Genomic DNA, 20,400 nt, shown 5'->3' on the forward strand with positions numbered 1-20,400 from the left:
GCCGGGGCCACCCGAGGGACCGCCTCAGGCCCCGGCCACCGCTGCCACATGGGCGGCCGTATCTCACGGCTGCGGTTGAGCGGTCAGGGGTGGGACGGGTCGTCGGGGAGGGTGAGGGTGGCGAGGGCGCCGCCGTCGGGGTGGTTGGTGAAGGTGAGGTCGGCGCCGATGACCCGGGCGTGGCCGGTGGCGATGGTGAGGCCGAGGCCGTGGCCGCGTCCGCGTTCGGGGGCGTTGGTGCGGAAGCGCTGGGGGCCGCGGGCGAGGAGGTCGTCGGGGTAGCCGGGGCCGTGGTCGCGGACGGTGATCCGGTGGCCGTCGACGTGCAGCCGGATCGGCGCGGTGCCGTGCCGGTGAGCGTTGAGCAGCAGGTTGCCGAGGATGCGGTCGAGGCGGCGCAGGTCGGTGCGGACCTGGCGGTCGGCGGCCGCGTCCACGTCCACGTCGACCTCCAGGCCGGTGAGCGTGACGGTGCGGCGCACCGCGCGCTCCAGCGGGACGGGGGCGAAGTCCGGGATCTCGGCGTCGGCGTCGAGGCGGGAGACCTCCAGCAGGTCCTCGACCAGCGAGCGCAGGGCCTGCACCCGGTTCTGGACGAGTTGGGTGGGGCGGCCGGGCGGGAGCAGTTCGGCCGCGGTGACCAGGCCGGTGAGCGGGGTGCGCAGTTCGTGGGCGACGTCCGCCGTGAAGCGCTGCTCGTCCTCCAGCCGCTGGTGCAGGGTGCGGGACATCAGGTCGACGGCGGCGGCGAGGTCGGCGACCTCGTCCTTCCCGTCGACGAGCTCGCCGATCCGGGTGTCCGTCCGGCCGGCGGCGATGCCCCGGGCGGCCGTCGCCGCGGTGCGCAGTCGGCGGCTGATCCGGTCGGCGACGAGCACGCCGGCCAGGACCGTGGTGAAGACCGCGGCGACGACGGTGATCAGGATGATCCGGTCGAGGTCGGCGATCGCCTGCCGGTCCTGGGTGAAGTCCACCCGGACGGAGAGCACCCCGGTCTGGACCGGTCGGGCCGCCCACATCGACTCGCCCTGCGGACCGCCGGCGAGCAGCGAGCCCTCGCGGCCGTCGGCCGCGAGCGTCCGCAGCCCCTGGGGCAGCGCCGGGTCGTCCAGGGCGAACCGGTCGGTGACCTCGCCGCGCTTGTAGGTGTCCACGGCCGAGCCGAGCGCGGCGAGTGCGGCGGCGCGGGCCTGGTCCACGTGCTGACGGATCATCGCCTGGTGGACCAGCAGGCCGACGGCCACCGCCACCAGGACGGCGATGGCGGCGACGGCGGTGGCGATCTGACGGCGCAGGGTCATGCCGGACGCCTCAGCTTGTAGCCGAACCCGCGGACGGTCTCGATCCGGCCGGAGCCGATCTTGGCGCGCAGCCGCTGCACGTGGACGTCCACCACCCGGGTGTCGGCGCCCCAGTCGTAGTCCCAGACGCGTTCCAGCAGGGTGGAGCGCTCCAGCACGATGCCGGGCGCGGCGGTGAACTCCAGCAGCAGCCGCAGCTCGGTGGGGGTGAGCGGGACGAGGTGGCCGTCGACGCGCACCTCCATGCTGTCGGTGTCCACCTGCATGCCGTCGAAGCTGCGCAGCGCGGAGGAAGGGGCGTCCGCAGGCACGGCGGCGGTGGGAACGGCGACGGCAGACGCTGCGACGGGGACGGCGGGGTCCACCGGCTCCTCGGGCAGCGCGGGTTCGGCCGGGACCACCCGCACCCGGCGCAGCACGGTGCGGATCCGGGCGACCAGCACGGCGCTCTCGAAGGGCTTGACGACGTAGTCGTCCGCCCCGGCCTCCAGACCGGACACCACGTCGACCGGGTCGGTGCGCGCCGACATCATCAGGATCGGCAGCTGGCTCTCCTCCCGGATCCGGCGGCAGAGTCCGACCCCGTCGAGGAGCGGCAGCATGACGTCCAGCAGGAGGAGGTCGGGGCGCACGGCGTGGAAGGCCTCCAGGCCCTCCAGGCCGTCGGCGGCCGTGGTGACCGGGAAGCCGTAGCGCTCCAGGGCCATCCGGGTGGCCTCCCGGATCACCTCGTCGTCCTCGACGAGCAGGATGTGCGGGTGGGCGGGCGCGGCTGCGGGGGTCATGGCTTCGCTTCCGAGGGAGCCGAGGGCGGGCGGATGGGGATCGGGACGGCCGTTTTCGGGGAGGAGACGCCCGCGCCGGCTTCGGGCAGGGAGGGCTGCGGCTGGGCGGATGGGCGGCCGCTGCGCTGGGCGACGGCGGGGCCGGCGGAGGGCGTGCTGGTGGGCGTCTGTGCGGCGCCGTTCGTGGCTCCGCCGGCCGGGCCGGCGATCGGGCCGGCGATCGGGCCGGTGTCCTCGACCTTCCGCTCCAGCAGGCCGAGCCGGACGCCGTCCCACTGGTAGTGGCTGCTGGTCCGGACGAACGCGCCGGTCGGCTCGTAGAGCCACAGGTCGGATCCCACGGTCGCGGCGCTGAACCCCTTCAGCACCTCGACCTGGAGGATGGGCAGCAGCCGGTCGTCGGCCAGCAGGTAGACGTGCAGGACCACGGGCCCGGGGGTGGCGACGGAGACGACCAGTTCCTCCCGCCCGTCGCCGGTGAGGTCACGGAACTCGGGGCTGCGGACGTCGCAGGCGGGGCAGGAGTCCAGGGCGCGCCGCTCCTCCGGGCCCACCGTGGAGTCCTTGGCGAGGACGGTGCGGACGTCGACCGTCCTGATGTCGTGCCCGGGGACGGTCACGTCCGGGACGGGTTGCGGCGCGGCCTGGGTGGCGGCCCCGGCGCCGGTGGCGGGAGGGCGCGGCGGCGGGGAGGCCGCCAGGTCGGGCCAGAGCGGCTGGGCCACCAGCGGCGGCGCCACCGGCTGGGTGGCGCCGTGGTCCTGGAGCCCGCCGGGGGTGGCACGGCCGAGGGCCAGGGCCGCGAGCGTCACGAGGACGGCCAGGGCGGCGAGGGCCGCCACCGGCACGGCGACGGGCCGGCGGCGGGGTGGGGATGCTGCTGCCACGGTCGGTGCTCGTCCTCCTGGTCTGCGGCGATGTGCCGGTTCGTCCCCGCTCCGGCCTCGGTGGTAGGTCGCGTGGACGGCGGTCGGTGGTTCCCGTCCCGCCGTCCCGGCCGCCGCGCCGGTTCGACAGTCGAAACGACCCGACGGCCGGGACGACCGGGACGGCGCGGTGGCTTCAGCCGGTCGCGCCGCCCGGACCGGCCAGGTCCGCCAGGACGATGATGTTGTCCGTCCAGTGCCCGTCCGAGCCGATCCGCCCGCCGCAGGTGATGAGCCTGAGAGCGGGTTCGGGAGTGTCACCGTAGACCGTTTCGGTCGGGAAGCGGTCCTTGGCGGCCTGGAGCAGCGAGCGGACCTTGAAGTCCACGGTGCTGCCGTCCGCGCGCCGCACCTGGATCAGGTCGCCCGGCCGCAGCTTCGGTACGCCGTGGAAGACCGCCGGGCCGTGCGCGGTGTCGTAGTGCCCGATGAGGACGGCGGGGCCGGCCTCCCCGGGCGTCGGCCCGTTGCGGTACCAGCCGACCTCGTCGGCCCGGTCGGCGGCCGGCACTTCGACCGTCCCGTCGGGATTCAGCCCGAGGCCGGTCACCGGGGCGTCCACCCCGGCGGCCGGGACCAGCAGCCGGGGGGTAGCCAAAACGGAGAGGGGTCTAGGCACGCCCGCCGTGCCCCTTGCGGCCCCGGCCGCCGGGGTGGTCCCCGTGGTTCCGGGGCCTCCCGAGGGCGCGGCCGCCGGGTTGTCGGTACTGCCGTGCACCGAGGGCTCGACCCGCACCACCGGGGTGTGCCGGCCGGACAACGCCACGGTGGTGCCCAGCACCAGGCAGGCGAGGCCCGCCGCACCGAACGCCGTCCGGCGCAGTGTGCCCGGGCCGGGGGAGGCCTTGCGGCGCCGCCGGTTGCGGCCACCGCGCGGGAGGCCGTGGCGGGCCGGCCCGTCGGCGCCGGGCGTCCTGTCGGGCTGCCCGCCGCCCGCCGGGGCCCCGGTACCCACCGGGCCCCCGGCGCCGCCTCCCCGCCCGGTCAAGGGCGGGGGAACGGCGCCGGGGTGCCCGGCGGACTCGGGGCCGGTGTCAGCCGCGCGCACCGGAGCGGCGGCGCAGCATCGCGAAGCCCAGCGCACCGGCGCCGACGGCCGCGACGGCCCCGCCACCGGCCAGCATCAGGCCGTTGCTGTCGGTCTCGCCGGATCCGTCGCCGGCCTGGGCCGCGCCCTTGGGCACCTCACGGACCTGGGCCTTGCCGTCACTGGAGACCCCGGCGCCACCGGCGGCCGGCTGCACGGCGGGCCCGGTACCGGCGGAGGGCGTCGCCGTGGGGGTGGCACCCGCGACCGAGGGGGCGCCCGGGGCGGCCGGGGCGGGCTTGGCCGGGCTGGGCGTCGAGGTGGGGGTGGCCGACACGCCGGCACCCGCAGCAGGCGCGGCGGACGGGGTCCCGTCGGCGAAGGCCTGTCCGCCGGTGACGACGGTCAGCAGCGCGCCCCCGGTCAGGGCGCAGACGGCCAGCACGCGGCGGGCGGGGGAGCGGTGGGTACGGCTCCTGCTCATACGGTGTTCTCCTTCGTCATGGACGCCTCCCGGCCGGGGCGGCCGGTGCGTCGTCCATGACGGTAGGAGGCCCGTGTCGCGGTCCCCGGCCGGTCGTGTCACGGCCGCCCATCGGCTGCGTAACGAACCCCGGGGGCCCGTTGCGGCCGGGGTGGTGGCGGCGGTGCCCGTGCGGTGGGAGGCCGTCCGGTTGACGCCCCGTCGGGTCGTGGGGGTAACCCCCCTCCCGGTCCGGGGGGCCGCTCCATGGCCCGGGGTCGCGGGCCCGGACACACTGGCAGCGGTTCGAACAGCGTGGTGGTAGGCCCCCGTTCCGGGGTGATGGGCGCCGTGAGCAGAGCGCCGGCCGACCGCGCGACGCCGCACCGCGCACGTGATGCCGTCCCACCTCCAGCCGATCGGGGTCCACCGATGACCAGTACCGCCGCCCACGCCGCGACCGCCCCCGCCCCCGACCCGACGAGCAGGAGGGGAGGGCGCTTCCGCTGGACCGTCGTCCTGCTGACCTCGCTCGCGATCGTCGGGTACGCCGTGGGGACGTACGCCCAGGCCGACCTGCCCATCGCCGCGTCGAAGGGCGGCCTGCCCGCCACCTACGCCGAGCGCCCGATGGCCGTCCAAGTCACCTTCTACGTCCACATCGTGACGGCCGCGCTCGCGCTGTTGGTCGGTCCGTTCCAGTTCTCCACCGCGCTGCGCCGGCGGTCCCCCGCCGTCCACCGCTGGACGGGCCGCGTCTACGTCTTCGGGGTCGCGGTGGGATCCCTGGCCGCGTTCGTCATGGCGTTCTTCAACTCGGTCGCCTTCAACGGCTTCTTCGGCTTCGGCGGCCTCGCCCTGCTCTGGGCCTGGACCACCTGGCGCGGCTACCGCGCCGTCCGTGACCGCGACCTGCCGAGCCACCGCGCCTGGATGATCCGCAGCTTCGCCCTCACCTACGCCGCCGTCACCCTCCGGTCCTGGCTCGGCGTCCTCATCCTCCTCCAGACGCTCACCGCCCAGGGGCACGTCGACGGCCAGCGCTTCTTCGACAACGCCTACGCCGCCGTCCCGTTCCTCTGCTGGCTGCCCAACCTGATAGTCGCCGAATTCCTCATCCGCCGCCGGGGCCTGCCCGCCTACCGTGTCACTCCGGCCGGCCCGCAGTCCTGAGCCGGAGGCGGCGGGAAGGCTCGCGGGAGGGTCGTCAAACCCCCTCCTGCGTAGCGGAGTTGCGGAACCCGCCGCGTCGCCGCGTCGCCGTCGCAGTCAGCCGATGCGGGTGGGGGTGTCGAGGAGGGGGTGGCCGGTGGTGGTGAGGAGGGTGGTGAGGTCGGTGGGGGTGAGGGTGTGGGGGGCGCGGAGGTAGAGCTCGTCGACGGTGGTGCCGGGGAGGGGGTGGGGCTGGCGGGAGAGGATGGCGACGTGCTGGTCGGCCAGGGCGGTGTGGACGCGGGCCAGGCCGTCGGGGGTGCTGCGGGCGGCGGTGCGGACGCGCCACAGGGTGGTCGGGGGTGCGGGGGAGTGGGGGTGGTGGCGCTGGGACCACCAGGTGTGGAAGAGGGCGGTGGCGAGGAGGGCGAGGGCGGCGGCGGCGAGGACCACCGGGCCGTCGGGGCCGCGGACGACGATCTTGGCGACCAGGTCGGCCGCGGTGACCGAGACGAAGACGGCGGCGAGTTCGACGCTGTCGCGGCGCCAGCGGTGGGTGCCGGCGCCGCGTCGTCGGGCCCGGGGGAGGGTGGGCGTCGGCTGCATGGCCGGGTGCTCCGTGTGCTCCGTCTGCTCCATGACAGCACCCTGCCCGACGGGTGTTTCCTGTCCACGAACCCGCCGTGACCTGGTGGTTAAGGTCGCCGGGCCCGCGTTACGGTTGCAGGTCCGCGGCCGCCGCCTTGACCTCGGCGAGCAGGAGCTCCAGGTCGGCCTCGGTGGTGGCGGCGTTGAGCAGGCAGGCCCGGAGCATCTCGTGGTCGCCGAGACGGGCTCCGGTGACGAAGACCCGGCCGCGCCGCTGGACGGCGGAGGGGAGTTCGCGGTTGAGGGCGTCGACGGCGGCCTCGTCGTGCCCGGGGGTGCGGTGGCGGAAGGCGACGATGGAGGTCTGTACCTCGGCCAGCAGCTCCAACTCCCCGTCGGCCTCGATCAGTTCGCCGAGGCGGCGGGCGAGGGCGGTGCAGCGGGCGATGTCCCGGGCGATGCCGTCGCGGCCCTTGTGGGCGATGGTGGCCCAGACCTTGAGCGCGCGGAACGGGCGGGTCTGCTCGGTGCCGTACTCGGAGAACCAGCCGAGCGCGCCGGCCGCCTCGTCGCGCAGGTAGGAGGGGACGAGGCTGAAGGTGGCGCGCAGTTCCTCGGTGTCGCGCACCAGCGCGCAGCCGCAGTCGACGGGCACGCCCAGCCACTTGTGCGGGTCGAGGGCGAGGGAGTCGGCGCGCTCCAGGCCGGCGTAGCGGTGGGCGATGGCCGGGTCGAGCCTGCCGAAGGCCCCGTACGCGCCGTCGACGTGCAGCCACAGGCGCTGTTCGGCGCAGAGGTCGGCGATCGGGCCGAAGTCGTCGACGGCTCCGGTGCCGACGGTGCCGGCCGAGGCGACGACCAGGAAGGGCAGCAGTCCGGCGGCCCGGTCGCGTTCGACGGCGGCCCGCAGTTCGGCGGGGTCGAGGCGGCCGTCCGGCCCGGTGGCGACGGTGCGCAGGTGCCGGCTGCCGAGGCCGAGGAGTTCGGCGGCCTTGCGGACGCAGGAGTGGGTCTCGCCGGTGACGTAGCCGACCAGTGGCGGCAGGCCGGCCAGGCCGTCCTCGCGGACGTCCCAGCCGGCCCGGCGGGCGGCGCGGTTGCGGGCGGCGGCCAGGCACACGATGGTCGCCATCGAGGTGCCGGAGGTGAGCAGGCCGCCGCCGGCCGGGTGCGGGAAGCCGACGAGCTCGGCGATCCAGCGGACCACGGCGCGTTCCAGGTGGACGTCGGCGTGGTCGCCGCCGGCCGAGCTGGGGTTCATGGCGGAGGCGGCGAGGGTGGCGAGGACTCCGGCGGGTGCGGGGGCGGAGTTGACCCAGCCGAAGAAGCGGGGGTGGCCGTTGCCCATCGGGTGGGGGAGGACGTCCTGCCCGATGGCGGTGAGGAGGTCGGCGAGCGGGCGGCCGTCGGCGGGCAGCGGGGCGTCGAGCAGGGCCCGGCGGGCGGTGTCGTCCATCGGCTGCCAGACCGGGCGCCCGGGCAGTTCGGCGAGGTAGTCGGAGACGAGGTCGGCGGCGGTGTGCGCGGCGGCGCGGAAGTCCTCGGTGGTCATGATGGCGGCTCTCCAGGGGCGGGGGAGGCGCGGCGTCCTCGGCGCACCCTGATCGTTCGGTCCGGTGGACCGGTCGGCCGATCCTACGGACAGGGCCCGCGCCGTGCGGCGCGGGCCCTCCAGGTGAGACGGGGTGGTCGGTCCCGGTGGGACCGGCGGGTCAGTCGAGCGAGCTGGACAGGCCGCTGGCGGAGCGGCAGTAGCCCTGCATCTCCTTGTTGGTGATCTTGGCGCAGAGCCGGCCGGCCGCGCCGTCGTCCGTGTAGTTCACCGTGTAGTAGCTGACCAGGCCCTCGGCACAGGCCTTGCGCTGCCAGCCGTCGGCGGCGGTGCCGCACTGCTGGGCGGCCCAGTCCTCGCGGTCGAGGTTGTACTTCATCGTCCGCGAGCCGACGCCGCGGCTGCAGTCGGTCGCCCCGCCGCTGGCCTTGCCGCTGAGGCACCACTTGAGGGCGTCGGCGTAGACCTCGGGGTGGTTCGGGTAGTCGTGCGAGGAGAGGTAGAAGGTCGGGGCGTAGAAGAAGCACGCGGACTGGAACAGGCCCGGCTGGTCCTTGCACGGGTACAGCGGGTCCTGGGCGAGCTTGTCGGCGGGCAGGTTCGCCTTGGCCTTCTCGTCCTCCTCGTCCGGGCCGAAGAGCTGCATGAACAGCCCTTCGGAACAGCGGATCTTGTTCTGGTCGCTGGGGAACTTGCTGCACAGCTCGCGCGCCTTGGGGACGTCCTGCTTGGCGACGAACATGGTGCCGTGGCCGACGCCGTGGATGCACGGGCCGGTGTTCTTGGGCGCGCAGAGCTTGAGCAGGTCCACCTCGGGCTGGGCGGAGGCGTTGAGCATCTCCTCGACCGCGCCGTGCAGGTAGCCGGCCGCGCAGGTCTCGTGCGGGAAGGAGATGACCTTCTGGAAGTCGGCGTTGAAGCGCTTGACCGCCGCGTGGCCGAGCTCGTGCGCGATCGGGTGGCAGAAGCGCACGGTGTACGGCTTCTCCTTGGTGATCTTGTCGAGGTCGGCGAGCGCGACGCCGGGGTCGGTGGCGTCCATCTCGGCCATCAGCTTGTTGCGCAGCGTCGAGCGGGTCCACACCGCCGGGTCGCCGGTCGGGGTGGCGCTCGCGGCCGCCGGCGCGACACCGGGTGCGGCGGCGCCGGTGCCCGCGGTGACGGCCGGGGCCGTCGCCGCGACGCCGGGCGCGGGCGACCAGTCGGTGACGGCCACCGACCCGAGGCCCAGGACGCCCAGGAGCAGGGCGGTGAGAATCGCGAATACCCGCGGTTGCATGAGGTGATCCCCCGGCGGATCGAGGTGGACGGTTCGCTCCCATCCTGACGGCACGCCGGCGGGAATCCGCGTTTTCGCCCGCCATTCGGGAGGTGTCGGCGACGCTACCGCACCGTCCGACGCCCGGGCGCGGCGGGTTGGTTCCGGATGATCACCCCGGGATCCGTCACCCGGATCAATCACCCGAACGGCGCAGCGGCCCGCCGTCGCAGCCGCCGCGCCGCCCGGGGTGGCGGCCGTCAGATGTCCAGCGTCACCTGGTAGTCCGTCAGCCAGGTGTGCAGTTCGAGCGCGAGGTCGACGGCCAGCCGGACGGACTGCGGGTCGGTGTCCGGATCGAGCGCGTCGGCGAGGCGCCGCCGGTCGAGCAGGGCGAGCGCCGGGGACTTCTGCTCGGCGGCGAGCCGGGCGAGCTCGGCCCGCAGCAGCGCCGGGTAGTGCGGGTCCTCGGTGACCGGGTACGGGCTCTTCACCCGGTCGGCGACGGCGTCCGGCAGCACGTCCCGGACGGCGGCGCGCAGCAGGCTCTTCTCCCGGCCGTCGAAGTGCTTCATCGCCCACGGCGTGTTGAAGACGTACTGGACCAGCCGGTGGTCGCAGAACGGCACCCGCACCTCCAGGCCGTTGGCCATGCTCATCCGGTCCTTGCGGTCGAGCAGGATGCAGACGAAGCGGGTCAGGTGGAGGTACGAGATCTCGCGCATCCGCCGTTCCAGCGGATCGGCGTCCGGCAGGTGCGGGACTTCGGCGAGTGCCTCGCGGTAGCGGGCCTTCCGGTAGCCCGCCAGGTCGAGTTCGGCGAGCAGGCCGGCGTCGAGCAGGTGTTCGCGCGGGCCGGCGCCCTGGCCGCCGAGGCCGGTCAGCGAGACCGCCCAGGGGAAGTCGTCGGCGGCGACGGCCTTCGGGTCGTGGAACCAGCGGTAGCCGCCGAACAGCTCGTCCGCGGACTCGCCCGACAGGGCGACGGTGGACTGGCGGCGCACGCCCTGGAAGAGCAGCAGCAGCGAGATGTCCATGTCGCCGAAGCCGCCGGGCAGGTCGCGGGCGCGCAGGACGGCGTCCCGCTGGGCGAGGTCGGTGAGCGCGGCGGCGTCCAGCTCGATCACGTTGTGGTCGGCGCCGACGTGCTCGGCCAGCATCCGGGCGTACGGGCCGTCCAGGGTCGGCCGGACCTCGCTGGCGTGGAAGTTCTCGCTCTGGCCGGCGAAGTCGACGGCGAAGGAGCGCACCGGGCCGGCGCCCTCGGCCCGCAGGACCCGGGCGGCGAGGGCGGTGACGGCGCTGGAGTCCAGGCCGCCGGAGAGCAGCGAGCAGAGCGGGACGTCCGAATCGAGCTGGCGGTGGACGATGTCGTCCAGCAGGGCCCGGACGGTGGCGACGGTGGCCTCCAGGGTGTCGGTGTGCTCGCGCGCCTCCAGCGCCCAGTAGCGGCGCACCGACACGCCCTCGCGGCGGACCCGGACGACGTGCCCGGGCCGGACCTCGACGATGCCCCGGTAGGGGGTGATGCCCGGGGTGCGGGTGAAGGCGAGCAGTTCGCGCAGCCCGTCCAGGTCGACCACCGGGTGGACCGAGGGGTGGGCCAGGATGGCCTTCACCTCGGAGCCGAAGACCACGCCGTCGGGGGTCGGGTGGTAGTGCAGCGGCTTGACGCCCATCCGGTCGCGGACCAGCAGCAGTTCCTCGCTTCGGGCGTCCCAGATCGCGAAGGCGAACATCCCGTTGAGGCGTTCGGCCAGGCCCTCGCCCCACTCCAGGTAGGCGTGCAGCACGACCTCGGTGTCGCTGCGGGTGCGGAAGCGGTGTCCGGCCGCCTTCAGTTCGGCGCGCAGCTCGCGGTGGTTGTAGACCTCGCCGCTGTAGGTGAGCGCGGCCAGCAGCCGGCCGTCGTGCTCGACGGTCATCGGCTGGACGCCGCCCTCCAGGTCGATCACCGCGAGGCGGCGGTGGCCGAGGCCGGCGTGTCGCTCCAGGTGGACGCCGCCGGCGTCCGGGCCGCGGCAGATCTGGGTGGCCGTCATGGCGTCGAGGACGGCCCGTTCGGCGGTGAGGTCACGATTGAAGGCGACCCATCCGGTGATCCCGCACATCAGCAAGCCTCCGGTTCTTCCGCTACGTATGCGGAAAATGACGCTACGTGTCGGAGGGGTGTGGCTACAAGGGTGCGTCGGGAAGGGGTCGGGAGGGGCTGGGGATGACCATGTGACTGGTTGGTTGAGCTGAAAGTCGTAAAGTCTGCCCGAATTCGGGCAAGATTCTTGGCCCCGGCGGGCGGCGCGGCCTAGGCTCCTCACTCGTGCCGAGCTCACCCCACCCTCACGACGACCTCCTCGCCCACCTCACCCGGACCAGCCCGCTCGGGCCCCGGGAGGCGGCGCGGGTCGTGGCGGAGGTGCTGGCGTACTTCTCCGAGAGCACCGAGGAGTACGTCCGCCGCCGCCACGGCGAGCTCCAGGCACGCGGACTGACCAACGAACGGATCTTCACCCGGCTCGCCGAGGAACTCCCCGCCCGCCGGGTCGCGGCACCCGAGCTCTCGGCCCGCCAGCTGCGCCGGATCGTCTACGGCTGAGCGCTGCCGGGGCGGGGCACTGGCGGATCCACGGCACCGGCGCATTCGCGGCACTTACGGCACTTGCAGCACTTACGGCATTCACGGCATTCACGAAGAGGAGACCACGCATGTGCGGAATCGTGGCCTACATCGGCCCCAAGGACGCGACCCCCTTCCTGCTGGAGGGCCTGGCCCGGCTGGAGTACCGCGGCTACGACTCGGCCGGCGTGGCCGTCACCGGGCGCACCGGCGGGCTCAAGGTCCGCAAGGTCAAGGGCCGGGTCGCCGACCTGGCCGCCGCCGTCCCGGCCCGGTTCAAGGGCGGCACCGGCATCGGCCACACCCGCTGGGCGACCCACGGCGTGCCCAGTGACGCCAACGCCCACCCGCACCTGGACGGTGCCGAGCGGATCGCCGTCGTCCACAACGGCATCATCGAGAACGCCGACGAACTGCGCGCCAAGCTCACCGCCGACGGCGTCGTGTTCCGCTCCGAGACCGACAGCGAGGTGCTCTCCCACCTGATCGCCGCGCACGTCGGCGAGGGCGTCGAGCTGGAGGACGCGGTGCGCGCCGCCCTCGGCCGGGTGGTCGGCACCTACGGCATCGCGGTGCTCGACGCCGAGCAGCCGGACCGGATCGTGGCCGCCCGCAACGGCAGCCCGATAGTGCTCGGCCTCGGCGAGAAGGAGATGTTCGTCGCCTCCGACGTGTCCGCCCTCGTCCGCTACACCCGCCAGGTCGTCCACCTGGAGGACGGCGAGCTGGCCACCGTCCGCGCCGACGGCTTCCGCACCTTCACCACCGACGCCCGCACCACCCACCACCAGCCGTCCACCGTGGACTGGGAGATCGACTCCTACGACACCGGCGGCTACGAGCACTTCCTGCTCAAGGAGATCCACGAGCAGCCCGGCTCGGTCGAGCGCACGCTCAGCGGCCGGCTCGACGAGCGCTTCTCCACCGCGCACCTCGGCGGCCTCAACCTGGACGCCCGGGAGCTGCGCGAGATCCGCCGGGTGAAGATCCTCGGCTGCGGATCCGCCTACTACGCCGGCGAGATGGGCGCCCAGCTGATCGAGGAGCTCTCCCGCATCCCCGCGCACAGCGAGCCCGCCTCCGAGTTCCGCTACCGCAACCCGGTGATCGAGGCGGACACGCTCTACATCGCGGTCAGCCAGTCCGGCGAGACCTACGACACGCTGGCCGCCGTCCAGGAGATCAAGCGCAAGGGCGGCCGGGTGCTCGGCGTCGTCAACACCGTGGGCAGCGCCATCGCCCGCGAGTGCGACGGCGGCATCTACCTGCACGCCGGTCCGGAGATCTCGGTCGCCTCCACCAAGGCCTTCACCTCCACCGTGGTCGCCTTCGCGCTGCTCGCCCTGCACTTCGGCCGCATCCACGACCTCTCGCCCGCCGACGGCCGCCGGATCGTCGCGGCCCTGAAGGCGCTGCCGGACCAGATCCGCGAGGTGCTCGCGCAGACCGAGGCCATCGCCGAACTCGCCGCCGAGTACGCCGGATCGGCGGGCATGATGTTCATCGGCCGGGTCCGCGGCTACCCGGTCGCCCGGGAGGGCGCGCAGAAGCTCAAGGAGATCTCCTACGTGCACGCCGAGGCCTACCCGGCGAGCGAGCTCAAGCACGGCCCGCTGGCGCTGATCAGCCCCGAACTGCCCACCGTCGCACTCGTCCCGGACGACGAACTGCTCGACAAGAACCTCACCACCCTCGGTGAGATCAAGGCCCGCTCCGGCCGCGTGATCGCCATCGCGCACCGCCGCCCCGAGGACAAGCTCGCCGACCACTGCGTCCTCGTCCCCAAGAGCGAGCCCGAGCTCGACCCGCTGCTGCTCAACATTCCGCTCCAACTCCTCGCCTACCACGCCTCCGTGGCCCTCGGTCGCGACGTCGACAAGCCGCGCAACCTGGCGAAGAGCGTGACGGTGGAGTAGGGCGCCCCGAAGATGTGACGGCCTGGCGGGTGGGACGGCCTTCCTGCTGATCAGCAGCTCAACAGCTCGGCAGATCAGGAGATCAGGAGATCAGAAGGAAGGCGTCCCACTCCTCGGCGGCATCGCCGGTGCCCGCCGAGGATGCCTGTGCGGCGGTACGGGCGTGGGCGTGCAGGGCGAGGGCCGCGCCGGCCGTCCCCTCCAGGAGGCCGGGCGGGTCGCCGGCGCCGAGTGCCGTGTCGAGCCGGCCCGCGACGGTGGCGGCGAGTGCGGGCAGGAGGGCGGTCAGTTCGGCGGAGCCGGAGTCCTCGGCCATCCGCTGGGTGATCCGCAGCAGGCCGCCGGTGCCGTGGCAGAGCCCGGGGCCCTGGAGGTTCCAGCCGGCGGGGTCGCGCAGCGTGTCGGTCAGCGCCGCGACGGCGGTGGTCCGCCAGTCGGAGCGGCCGCGGGCCGCGCCCGCCAGGAAGAGTGCGCGGGCCGCACCGGGGGTTCCGTAGCACCAGGCCGCCCGCGTCGGCTGGTCGGCCGGCAGCCGGCCGGCCTCCTCGTCCTCGACGCGCACGGTCATCGGCCAGGAACCGCCCCTACCGGGCCGACCCCCAGCGGCGTCGGGGCCCGTGGGCGCCGGCTCGGTCGGGGCGGGCCTGGCCGGGTCGACCGGGGCGCCCTGATCGACCGGGCTGAGCGGGCCGGGGATCCGCCGGGCGGCGAGCCAGCTCGCCAGCGCCTCGATCGCCTCGTCCTGTCCGGGCACCTGCACACCGCGCAGCCTGGCCAGTGCCAGGAGGGCGAGCGGGCCCGGGACCCCATGTGCCAGGCCCAGGTTGAGGTGCCCCCGGGGGAACCCGGGATCCGCGCCGGGCAGTCCCGGTCCACCGGCGGTCCACCAGCGCGGCAGCACGTCGCCGGTGGGCTCGGCCAGCGCGACCAGCGCGGTGAGCAGGTCGGCCAGCGCCGGGCCGGCCGGCTCCAGCGCGAGCAGCAGCCGGCCCAGGCCCGCCGCGCCCGAGACGGTGTCGAAGGTGTGGGCGCGCAGGCCCGTGCCGGCGGCCAGATCGGCGCGCAGGTCGGCGACGCGCCCGGCCGCGGCCTGCCGGACCCGGGGCGTCAGCCCGTCGAGCAGCGTGCGGTACTCGCCGGGGCGCCGCGCCATGGTGCGGGCGGCGAAGGCGATCGCGGCGGCGCCGGAGAAGAGTCCGCCGCCCCGCATCGCCCCGGGGGCTTTCACGGCGGCTGCGAGGTGCCCGTGGGCGGTGCGGCGCAGCGCGGCGTCGTCCTCGCGGTCGGCCAGTACGGCGAGCGCGAGCGCGGCGCCGCTGCGGCCGGCCCCGAGCGCGTGCGCCGCTGCGGGCGGCGCGGACGCCGAGGGCGTTGTGGCGTCGGCGGCGGGTTCTTCGAGCGCACCGGGCCTGCTGAGCAACTCGGCCACCGCGCGGATCGGATCCGTCGTGTTCATCGCGCCTCCCGCGGGCTGGAGCGGCGGGCCCGGTGGGCCTCGACGGCGCCCCTGGCCAGTGCGTAGGCGCGGCGTTCGGCCTCGCGGTCGATCCCGATCAGCCGGTTGTGGCCCATGTGCAGCAGCGAGGCCAGCACCGGGTCGGCCGACGACGGCTCCACCCGGCTCGCGTACCGCGCGAGTGCGACGGCCCGCTGCCGCCAGGCGTCGGCCAGCGCGGGGTCGGCGGGCAGCAGGCCGCCCGCCGGGGCGGCCGGCCCGTCGGGGCCGATCGCCCGCAACGCGGCGGCACGCTGGGCCCGGAACGCCTGGTGGTGGCGCTCCGACTTCGGATACACCCCCGCCAGCCAGGCCCCGACCGAGGGCACGCCGGGGACGGTCGGTGGTACGGCCTGCCGGCCGGCGGGGAGGCTGGTGGGCAGGCCGGCGGGCAGGTCGGTGCGGCTCTCGGGCCCGCCGTCAGGAACGCGGTCTCCCGCCGACTGGCCCCCCGACTGCCCCGCCGACTGCCCCGCGCGGCCGGCCAGGAAGGCCTGCGCGGTGCCGGCGAGGTTCACGGCGGCGAGCAGGTCCCGGGAGAGCGAGCGCTCCGCCCGGGCCAGTCGCAGTGCCGCCAGCGCGACCAGGCTGTCGGCCTGGAAGACCCGCTCGGCGTCGGCGAGCACTTCGGCGCCGCCGTAGCGGTCGGTCTCCGGCGCGTAGCCCTCCAGGCGCAGGTCGGCGGCGAGCCCGGCCCGGTGCAGCTCCCGTACCCAGTCGTGCACGGTGGGCAGCAGTTGGGCGGCGAGGACCGGCGGCGCACCGTGGAAACGCAGCCGCAGGTGCGGCGCGGAGTCCTGGTAGCGGACGAAGAACCAGCGGTCCACGTCGGCGGGCAGGGCGTCGAGCAGCCGGGGCAGGTGCTCGACCAGGATCTCCTCCTGGCGTGCCTCGGTGGCCGCCAGTCGGGCGAACAGCCAGGATCCGCCGGGGAGTTCGACGGTCCGGGCGCGTCGGGCGGGCAGTGGGCGGCGTGGTCCGGCCGTCGCCGGCCCGGTCGTGCTGCGGCGCAGCGGGACCACCAGTTCGGCGGTCCGCGCACCATCCGGTCCGCACAGCCAGCCGCCGTCGCCGGCCGGGTTGGGTTCCTCCTGGAGCACGGTGGGCTCGGCGGACCGCGCCTGGCTGTGCAACAGCCGCCGGTGCCACGGGAGGTCGAGGTCCAGGCTGATCCGCTGGTCGCCGCTGATCAGGCGGACGGCGGCCGGCACTCCCCACCGTCGGCGCCAGCGGGCCAGGCCCTCGTCCCACTGCTCGAACGGGGCGGAGGCCGCCGGGACGGGCGCGGTCAGCCGCCAGGTGGCCGGGGCCAGCACCACCCGGCCCCGGCGGACCCGCGGCAGCACGGGCGCGCTGCTCGCCGCCCCCCAGTCCCAGGGCTGCCAGGGCCGTTGCCCGGTCAGCGTCACCTCCTGGAGGAAGCGGGCCGCGTTGGGCGCACCGCTGCGCAGGTTGAGCACGTGATGGGTGGCGACGCGGACCTCCCGGCCTAGACGGCGGGAGTACACCGCGAGCCGGTCGGGGTCGGCCAGCACGACCAGGTCGTCCAGCGGCAGTACGGAGGGGCCGCCCGGGTCGGCGAAGGCGCTGACCACCACCCGGTGGTCGAGCCAGCGCGGGGTCAGGGCGATGTTGGCATGGCGTGCGCGGTACGGGGTGAACTCCAGGTGCGCTTCGAGTGCGCCGTCGTCGCCGGATCCGGTGGGCCCGGCGGACCGCACGGACCCGGCGGCCTCGGCCAGCAGCGCCCCGCCGGCCGCGGCGGGGTCACCCGCCGACCGGCCCGGGTCGGTCCCGGTGTCGGCAGCCGGGTCGGGGTCGCTGCCCGCGCCCGCGAGCAGGGTGGCGAAGCGGCCGAAGCTGGCTCCGGCGCGGTCGCTGCCGGCGACGGGGGAGAGCACGAGCCGGAAGTCCCCGGCGTCCAGCGCCTCCAGGGAGTCCGCCGCCAGTTCGGCGTACAGCTCCAGGGAGGCGGGCGGGGTGTCGGCGGCGCCGCCCGCCTCGTCGCGCGGCGGGGTCAGCCGGGCCAGCAGGTCGTCGTCCAGGAGCACTTCGGGCAGCGTGCCGTCCGGTGCCCGGTCGGCGAGGGCGCCCGCCGCCAGTTCGGCCAGCAACCGGTCGCGGGCCGCGTCGGCGTCGGTGCGGGCCCGGGTGGGCTGGGGGTTGGCCGTGCCGCGGGGGCCGGCCGGGCGCCGGTAGCCGGCCGGCGGCCCCAGGCCGGTGTCGGGGTCGAGCAGTTCGGCCAGCGGGACGGGGCTGTCCGTGCCGTACCGCTCGACGAACTCCGCGTGGTACGAACGCAGGTGTTCGGGCGCGGGGGTCTGCGGCGACAGGCGCCAGAGGAGCGCGGCGGTCCGCTCCAGCTCGGTGCGGACCTGGTCCGGCAGGACCACCTCGGCGTCCAGGGCGAGATCCGCGTGGAGCGGGCGGTCGGCCGGGGCGAGCCGGGTCATCCGGGCCCGGAGCTCGCGCAGCAGGTCGGTGGCCTGTCCGCCGGGCAGGGCGGCCGCCTGCGTCAACGCGGTGCGGACGGCCGTCAGTTCGGGGTGCACCGGGTGGTCGGCGGGGATCCGGTCGAGCACATGGCCGAGCAGGTCGGTGCTGTCCGGCGGAGGCGTCAGGTCGGTGAGCAGGAACCCCTGGCCGACCAGCGAGCGGACCAGGGCCGCGACGGCCTCGGCCGGGGCCGTGGGGAAGTCGGCGGTCAGCGCGGCCAGCAGGTCGGCGTGCCGGACCGGCTCGGCGGCGGTCCGGATCGCGGCCCGGACGACGGCGGTGGCCCGTACGGTCCGTTCGGCGACCGGCTCCACCTCGGTACCGGCACCGGCGCTGGCACCGGCGGCGGGCCGACGCTCGGGCAGGTACGGCAGCACCAGGCGGCCGCCGCGCAGCCGGGCCTGCTGGTCGACGGCCAGCCGCAGGCCGGGCAGCACCGCCGGGTCGGTCCGCAGCCGGTCGAGCAGCGGGAGCAGCCAGCCCAGGTCGGGCCGCAGGGCGCGGTGGTCGGCCCCGCCCCAGCGGACCTTGGCCGCCGCGCCGAAGCGCGCCGGCACCACCGCGGCCATCAGCCCGAACGGCGTCGGCCGGGTGGCCATCCGCAGCCGGTAGCGGCTGACCGCCTCGGCCGCCCGGCGCAGCGCGGCCGGGCGGGGCACGGCGCCTGCGGCGACCTGGTCGAGCAGGTCGGCCAGGGAGGGGCTGGAGAGCTCGATCGCCTCGCGCAGGGCCGGGTCGGCGGCGGCCTCGGCGAGGTGTGCCAGGAGCGCGGTGTCGGCGGACCCCGACGCGGGGTGCGCGGGGTCGGCCGGGACGGTGTGACGGTGCGAGCGCGGCAGCGCGGGTGTCCGCAGCAGGACCGGGCCGGTCGCGGTGAAGAGTCCGTCCTGGGGCGCTCCGTGCGTCTCGACCACTGTGCTCCTCGTGCCTCGGTGTCTCGTGCCACACGCCTCGTGCCGATGCCGCCACGCGGTTCGCACTCCTGACGGCGGGTCGGGTCGTGTCTACCCCGGCGATCGAAAACTGTCCACCATCGATCGAACTGTTTCGATTTTTGGCTGAGTTAATCCATTCATCCGTGCAGAACCATTGCTGGGCCCATGCAGGAGTGCCTAACGTCCGCTGCAGCCCGCCGCGGTCAACCGTGGCACTGACGAAAGGAGGCCCTCATGGCCGACGACATGCTGGAGCTGTTCGACCTTGACGTGCAGGACCTGGTCTCGACCGAGCTCGGCGAGCAGGAGGAGTCCGCGTTCAGCATCTCCTGTGAGGGGTCCTGCACCCGTCCGTGGTGCATCTAGTCCGGTAGCAGTACCGGCACTACGGGGCGCGGTTGCCCGGACCAGACGGTCCGGGCGACCGCGCCCTCGTGCGTCCGGGCCCCGCCCGGTCTCGGCCCGGCTCAGCCGCCGGCGGCCAGCGGTCCGTGACCCGGCACCGCCCGACCGTCGTCCGCCACCGGTGCGGGCAGCGGCCCCCGGGCCAGCCGCAGCAGCTCCTGCGGGGTCAGTTCGGCCAGCCGGGCGCGGCCCAGTCGCAGCACCTCCGTGGCCGTGTCCAGCAGTTCCGCCGGTGTCGCCGGGCGCTCCGGCAGCCCGTCCGCCCAGCCGCCGCCGGCCAGCCACTCGCCGACGGCGCCGCGCAGCTGCCCCGTGCCCGCCTCCCGGATCGTGAACGAGAGGTGCACCGACAGGCCCTGGTGGCCCGTCGCGGTGTGCGGTGCCCCGCGCGGCACGTACAGCACCTCACCCGGTTCGAGCACCGAGTTGAGCGCCACCGCACCGGGTTCGGGGGCCAGCCCCGGGCGCCAGCGCCCGTCGGCGGGAGCCTCGTGGACCGTCCACTCCTTCTTCCCCGCGAGCTGGACGACCAGCACGTCCGCGTCGTCCCGGTGCACGTCCAGCCCGCGCCGGCCGGCGCCCGTCGCGAAGCAGAACGCCTCGGTCCGGCGGCCCAGTTCGACCGCGATGTCGGTGGCCAGCGCGCGCACCGGCGCGTGCCACTGGTCCAGCTGCGGCAGCAGCAGCGTGGCGCCTTCGGCCAGCAGGGCGGCGATCCGGTCAGGATCGGCGAAGCCCTCCTCCCGGCGCCCGGCGACCACCCGGGCCGTGCAGAACTCCGCGGGCGGGACGACCTCACCCGCCCGGACCATCTCGACGTAGGGCACCCGCAGCAGTCCGCCGCGCAGCGCCTCGTCCAACTCGCCCGGCCGGGGCAGCCCCGCCGGCCAGCCCGCGGTGCGGAACACCTGCGGCCGGCGTTCCTCCAGCGCCTTGGCGAACGTCGCCGCGTCGCCCACCAATTCGGTCAGAACTCGTCCCATCGTCCATCCCTCCGTCCAGCGGCCCACCACCGGTCGACCGTCGCATAACCTACGGATGAACATCTGAGTCCGGTTCAGCGAGAATCCGCCAACCAGCCCGGGATCGGCCAGCTTCGCGCCGCGGGGCGGCAATCGCGATGCGCCGTGGCGGCCCGCCCCGGGCGGACGGGTCGAGGGGTGAAGCGGGCGAGCGGCGCCGACACCGTCCCCCGGTCGGCGCGTCCCGACCCCCAGGTCGGGCGGTCGACGGCGGCGGCCGCGACCCGTTCCCGCGGCAGCCCGCCCGCCCTCCGGCGCGACGGGCGGCGGCGCTCGGCCCCCGGCCGCCCCGCACCGCACCGAGGGCGCCGGCGAGCCGTTCCGGGCGTCTGTGACGAGCGTCACACCCCGGGGTCCGGTCGGCCGGGGGGGGGGGGGAGGAGGGGAAGGGGGGTGGAGCAGGGAGGGGAGGGGGGAGAGGGAAGCAGGAAAGGCGGAAGAGAAGAGACGGGTGTACAACAATTA

16 protein-coding genes are annotated in these 20,400 nt (G+C 75.2%); 4 read left to right on the top strand and 12 right to left on the bottom strand.

All coding sequences use genetic code 11. The annotated features are described in order from the left end of the window. Positions 1-83: 83 nt before the first annotated feature. The 5 genes from ACFVX9_RS32585 to ACFVX9_RS32605 form a co-directional block, all read right to left on the bottom strand. A complete protein-coding gene (locus ACFVX9_RS32585) occupies positions 84-1,301 on the bottom strand; it encodes a sensor histidine kinase (RefSeq protein WP_380483985.1) in 1,218 nt (405 codons plus the stop codon). Then, positions 1,298-2,086, bottom strand: a complete 789-nt coding sequence (gene cseB / locus ACFVX9_RS32590) for a two-component system response regulator CseB (protein ID WP_380380582.1) — start codon at positions 2,084-2,086, stop codon at positions 1,298-1,300. Before cseB ends, ACFVX9_RS32585 begins: the two co-directional genes overlap by 4 nt. Continuing rightward, complete coding sequence (locus ACFVX9_RS32595) at positions 2,083-2,973, bottom strand: hypothetical protein (protein ID WP_380483987.1); 891 nt, start codon at positions 2,971-2,973, stop codon at positions 2,083-2,085. Before ACFVX9_RS32595 ends, cseB begins: the two co-directional genes overlap by 4 nt. Positions 2,974-3,148: 175 nt before the next feature. Next, a complete protein-coding gene (locus tag ACFVX9_RS32600; RefSeq protein ID WP_387985084.1) occupies positions 3,149-3,967 on the bottom strand; it encodes a class F sortase in 819 nt (272 codons plus the stop codon). A 79-nt stretch (positions 3,968-4,046) separates the two neighbouring features. Then, positions 4,047-4,523 (bottom strand): hypothetical protein, encoded by a 477-nt coding sequence (locus tag ACFVX9_RS32605; RefSeq protein ID WP_063350335.1) that lies wholly within the window; start codon positions 4,521-4,523, stop codon positions 4,047-4,049. A gap of 411 nt (positions 4,524-4,934) precedes the next feature. Here ACFVX9_RS32605 and ACFVX9_RS32610 point away from each other — a divergent pair, with 411 nt between their 5' ends. Next, positions 4,935-5,675, top strand: coding sequence for a DUF2306 domain-containing protein (locus ACFVX9_RS32610; protein WP_380380157.1), 741 nt, complete (start codon positions 4,935-4,937; stop codon positions 5,673-5,675). 96 nt (positions 5,676-5,771) lie between these two features. Here ACFVX9_RS32610 and ACFVX9_RS32615 read toward each other — a convergent pair whose 3' ends face one another. The 4 genes from ACFVX9_RS32615 to asnB form a co-directional block, all read right to left on the bottom strand. Continuing rightward, positions 5,772-6,293 (bottom strand): hypothetical protein, encoded by a 522-nt coding sequence (locus tag ACFVX9_RS32615; RefSeq protein WP_387985088.1) that lies wholly within the window; start codon positions 6,291-6,293, stop codon positions 5,772-5,774. Between the two features lie 76 nt (positions 6,294-6,369). Further along, positions 6,370-7,794 carry a pyridoxal phosphate-dependent decarboxylase family protein gene (locus tag ACFVX9_RS32620; protein WP_387985090.1) on the bottom strand — a complete coding sequence of 475 codons (1,425 nt, stop codon included), beginning with the start codon at positions 7,792-7,794 and terminating at the stop codon, positions 6,370-6,372. A gap of 160 nt (positions 7,795-7,954) precedes the next feature. After that, entirely contained in the window at positions 7,955-9,073 is a 1,119-nt protein-coding gene (locus tag ACFVX9_RS32625) for a hypothetical protein (RefSeq protein WP_380380151.1), read from the bottom strand. 239 nt (positions 9,074-9,312) lie between these two features. After that, positions 9,313-11,163 (bottom strand): asparagine synthase (glutamine-hydrolyzing), encoded by a 1,851-nt coding sequence (asnB, locus tag ACFVX9_RS32630; protein WP_363370787.1) that lies wholly within the window; start codon positions 11,161-11,163, stop codon positions 9,313-9,315. Between the two features lie 206 nt (positions 11,164-11,369). Here asnB and ACFVX9_RS32635 point away from each other — a divergent pair, with 206 nt between their 5' ends. Then, positions 11,370-11,645, top strand: a complete 276-nt coding sequence (locus ACFVX9_RS32635; RefSeq protein ID WP_063350341.1) for a hypothetical protein — start codon at positions 11,370-11,372, stop codon at positions 11,643-11,645. Positions 11,646-11,755: 110 nt separating this feature from the next. After that, a complete protein-coding gene (gene glmS, locus ACFVX9_RS32640; protein WP_063350342.1) occupies positions 11,756-13,582 on the top strand; it encodes a glutamine--fructose-6-phosphate transaminase (isomerizing) in 1,827 nt (608 codons plus the stop codon). A gap of 82 nt (positions 13,583-13,664) precedes the next feature. On the opposite strand, the gene ACFVX9_RS32645 is transcribed toward glmS, so the two are convergent. Together ACFVX9_RS32645 and ACFVX9_RS32650 are read right to left on the bottom strand one after the other, a co-directional pair. Next, positions 13,665-15,038, bottom strand: coding sequence for a lanthionine synthetase LanC family protein (locus ACFVX9_RS32645; protein WP_387985096.1), 1,374 nt, complete (start codon positions 15,036-15,038; stop codon positions 13,665-13,667). Further along, positions 15,035-18,487: a lantibiotic dehydratase gene (locus ACFVX9_RS32650; protein WP_387985099.1), complete on the bottom strand. Its 3,453-nt coding sequence runs from the start codon at positions 18,485-18,487 to the stop codon at positions 15,035-15,037. Before ACFVX9_RS32650 ends, ACFVX9_RS32645 begins: the two co-directional genes overlap by 4 nt. Positions 18,488-18,742: 255 nt before the next feature. Here ACFVX9_RS32650 and ACFVX9_RS32655 point away from each other — a divergent pair, with 255 nt between their 5' ends. Then, a complete protein-coding gene (locus ACFVX9_RS32655) occupies positions 18,743-18,874 on the top strand; it encodes a hypothetical protein (RefSeq protein WP_279634947.1) in 132 nt (43 codons plus the stop codon). A 101-nt stretch (positions 18,875-18,975) separates the two neighbouring features. Here ACFVX9_RS32655 and ACFVX9_RS32660 read toward each other — a convergent pair whose 3' ends face one another. Then, positions 18,976-19,896 (bottom strand): JmjC domain-containing protein, encoded by a 921-nt coding sequence (locus ACFVX9_RS32660; RefSeq protein WP_387985103.1) that lies wholly within the window; start codon positions 19,894-19,896, stop codon positions 18,976-18,978. Between the last annotated feature and the right edge of the window lie 504 nt (positions 19,897-20,400).

The organism is Kitasatospora sp. NPDC058243 (assembly GCF_042882025.1).
In the GTDB taxonomy this organism is placed as follows: Bacteria; Actinomycetota; Actinomycetes; order Streptomycetales; family Streptomycetaceae; genus Kitasatospora.

Coding starts and splice junctions, on each gene's coding strand:
- ACFVX9_RS32585 (WP_380483985.1), bottom strand. CDS start 1,301: ATGACCCTGCGCCGTCAGATCGCCACCGCCGTCGCCGCCATCGCCGTC.
- cseB (WP_380380582.1), bottom strand. CDS start 2,086: ATGACCCCCGCAGCCGCGCCCGCCCACCCGCACATCCTGCTCGTCGAG.
- ACFVX9_RS32605 (WP_063350335.1), bottom strand. CDS start 4,523: ATGAGCAGGAGCCGTACCCACCGCTCCCCCGCCCGCCGCGTGCTGGCC.
- ACFVX9_RS32610 (WP_380380157.1), top strand. CDS start 4,935: ATGACCAGTACCGCCGCCCACGCCGCGACCGCCCCCGCCCCCGACCCG.
- ACFVX9_RS32615 (WP_387985088.1), bottom strand. CDS start 6,293: ATGGAGCAGACGGAGCACACGGAGCACCCGGCCATGCAGCCGACGCCC.
- ACFVX9_RS32620 (WP_387985090.1), bottom strand. CDS start 7,794: ATGACCACCGAGGACTTCCGCGCCGCCGCGCACACCGCCGCCGACCTC.
- ACFVX9_RS32625 (WP_380380151.1), bottom strand. CDS start 9,073: ATGCAACCGCGGGTATTCGCGATTCTCACCGCCCTGCTCCTGGGCGTC.
- asnB (WP_363370787.1), bottom strand. CDS start 11,163: ATGTGCGGGATCACCGGATGGGTCGCCTTCAATCGTGACCTCACCGCC.
- glmS (WP_063350342.1), top strand. CDS start 11,756: ATGTGCGGAATCGTGGCCTACATCGGCCCCAAGGACGCGACCCCCTTC.
- ACFVX9_RS32645 (WP_387985096.1), bottom strand. CDS start 15,038: ATGAACACGACGGATCCGATCCGCGCGGTGGCCGAGTTGCTCAGCAGG.
- ACFVX9_RS32655 (WP_279634947.1), top strand. CDS start 18,743: ATGGCCGACGACATGCTGGAGCTGTTCGACCTTGACGTGCAGGACCTG.
- ACFVX9_RS32660 (WP_387985103.1), bottom strand. CDS start 19,896: ATGGGACGAGTTCTGACCGAATTGGTGGGCGACGCGGCGACGTTCGCC.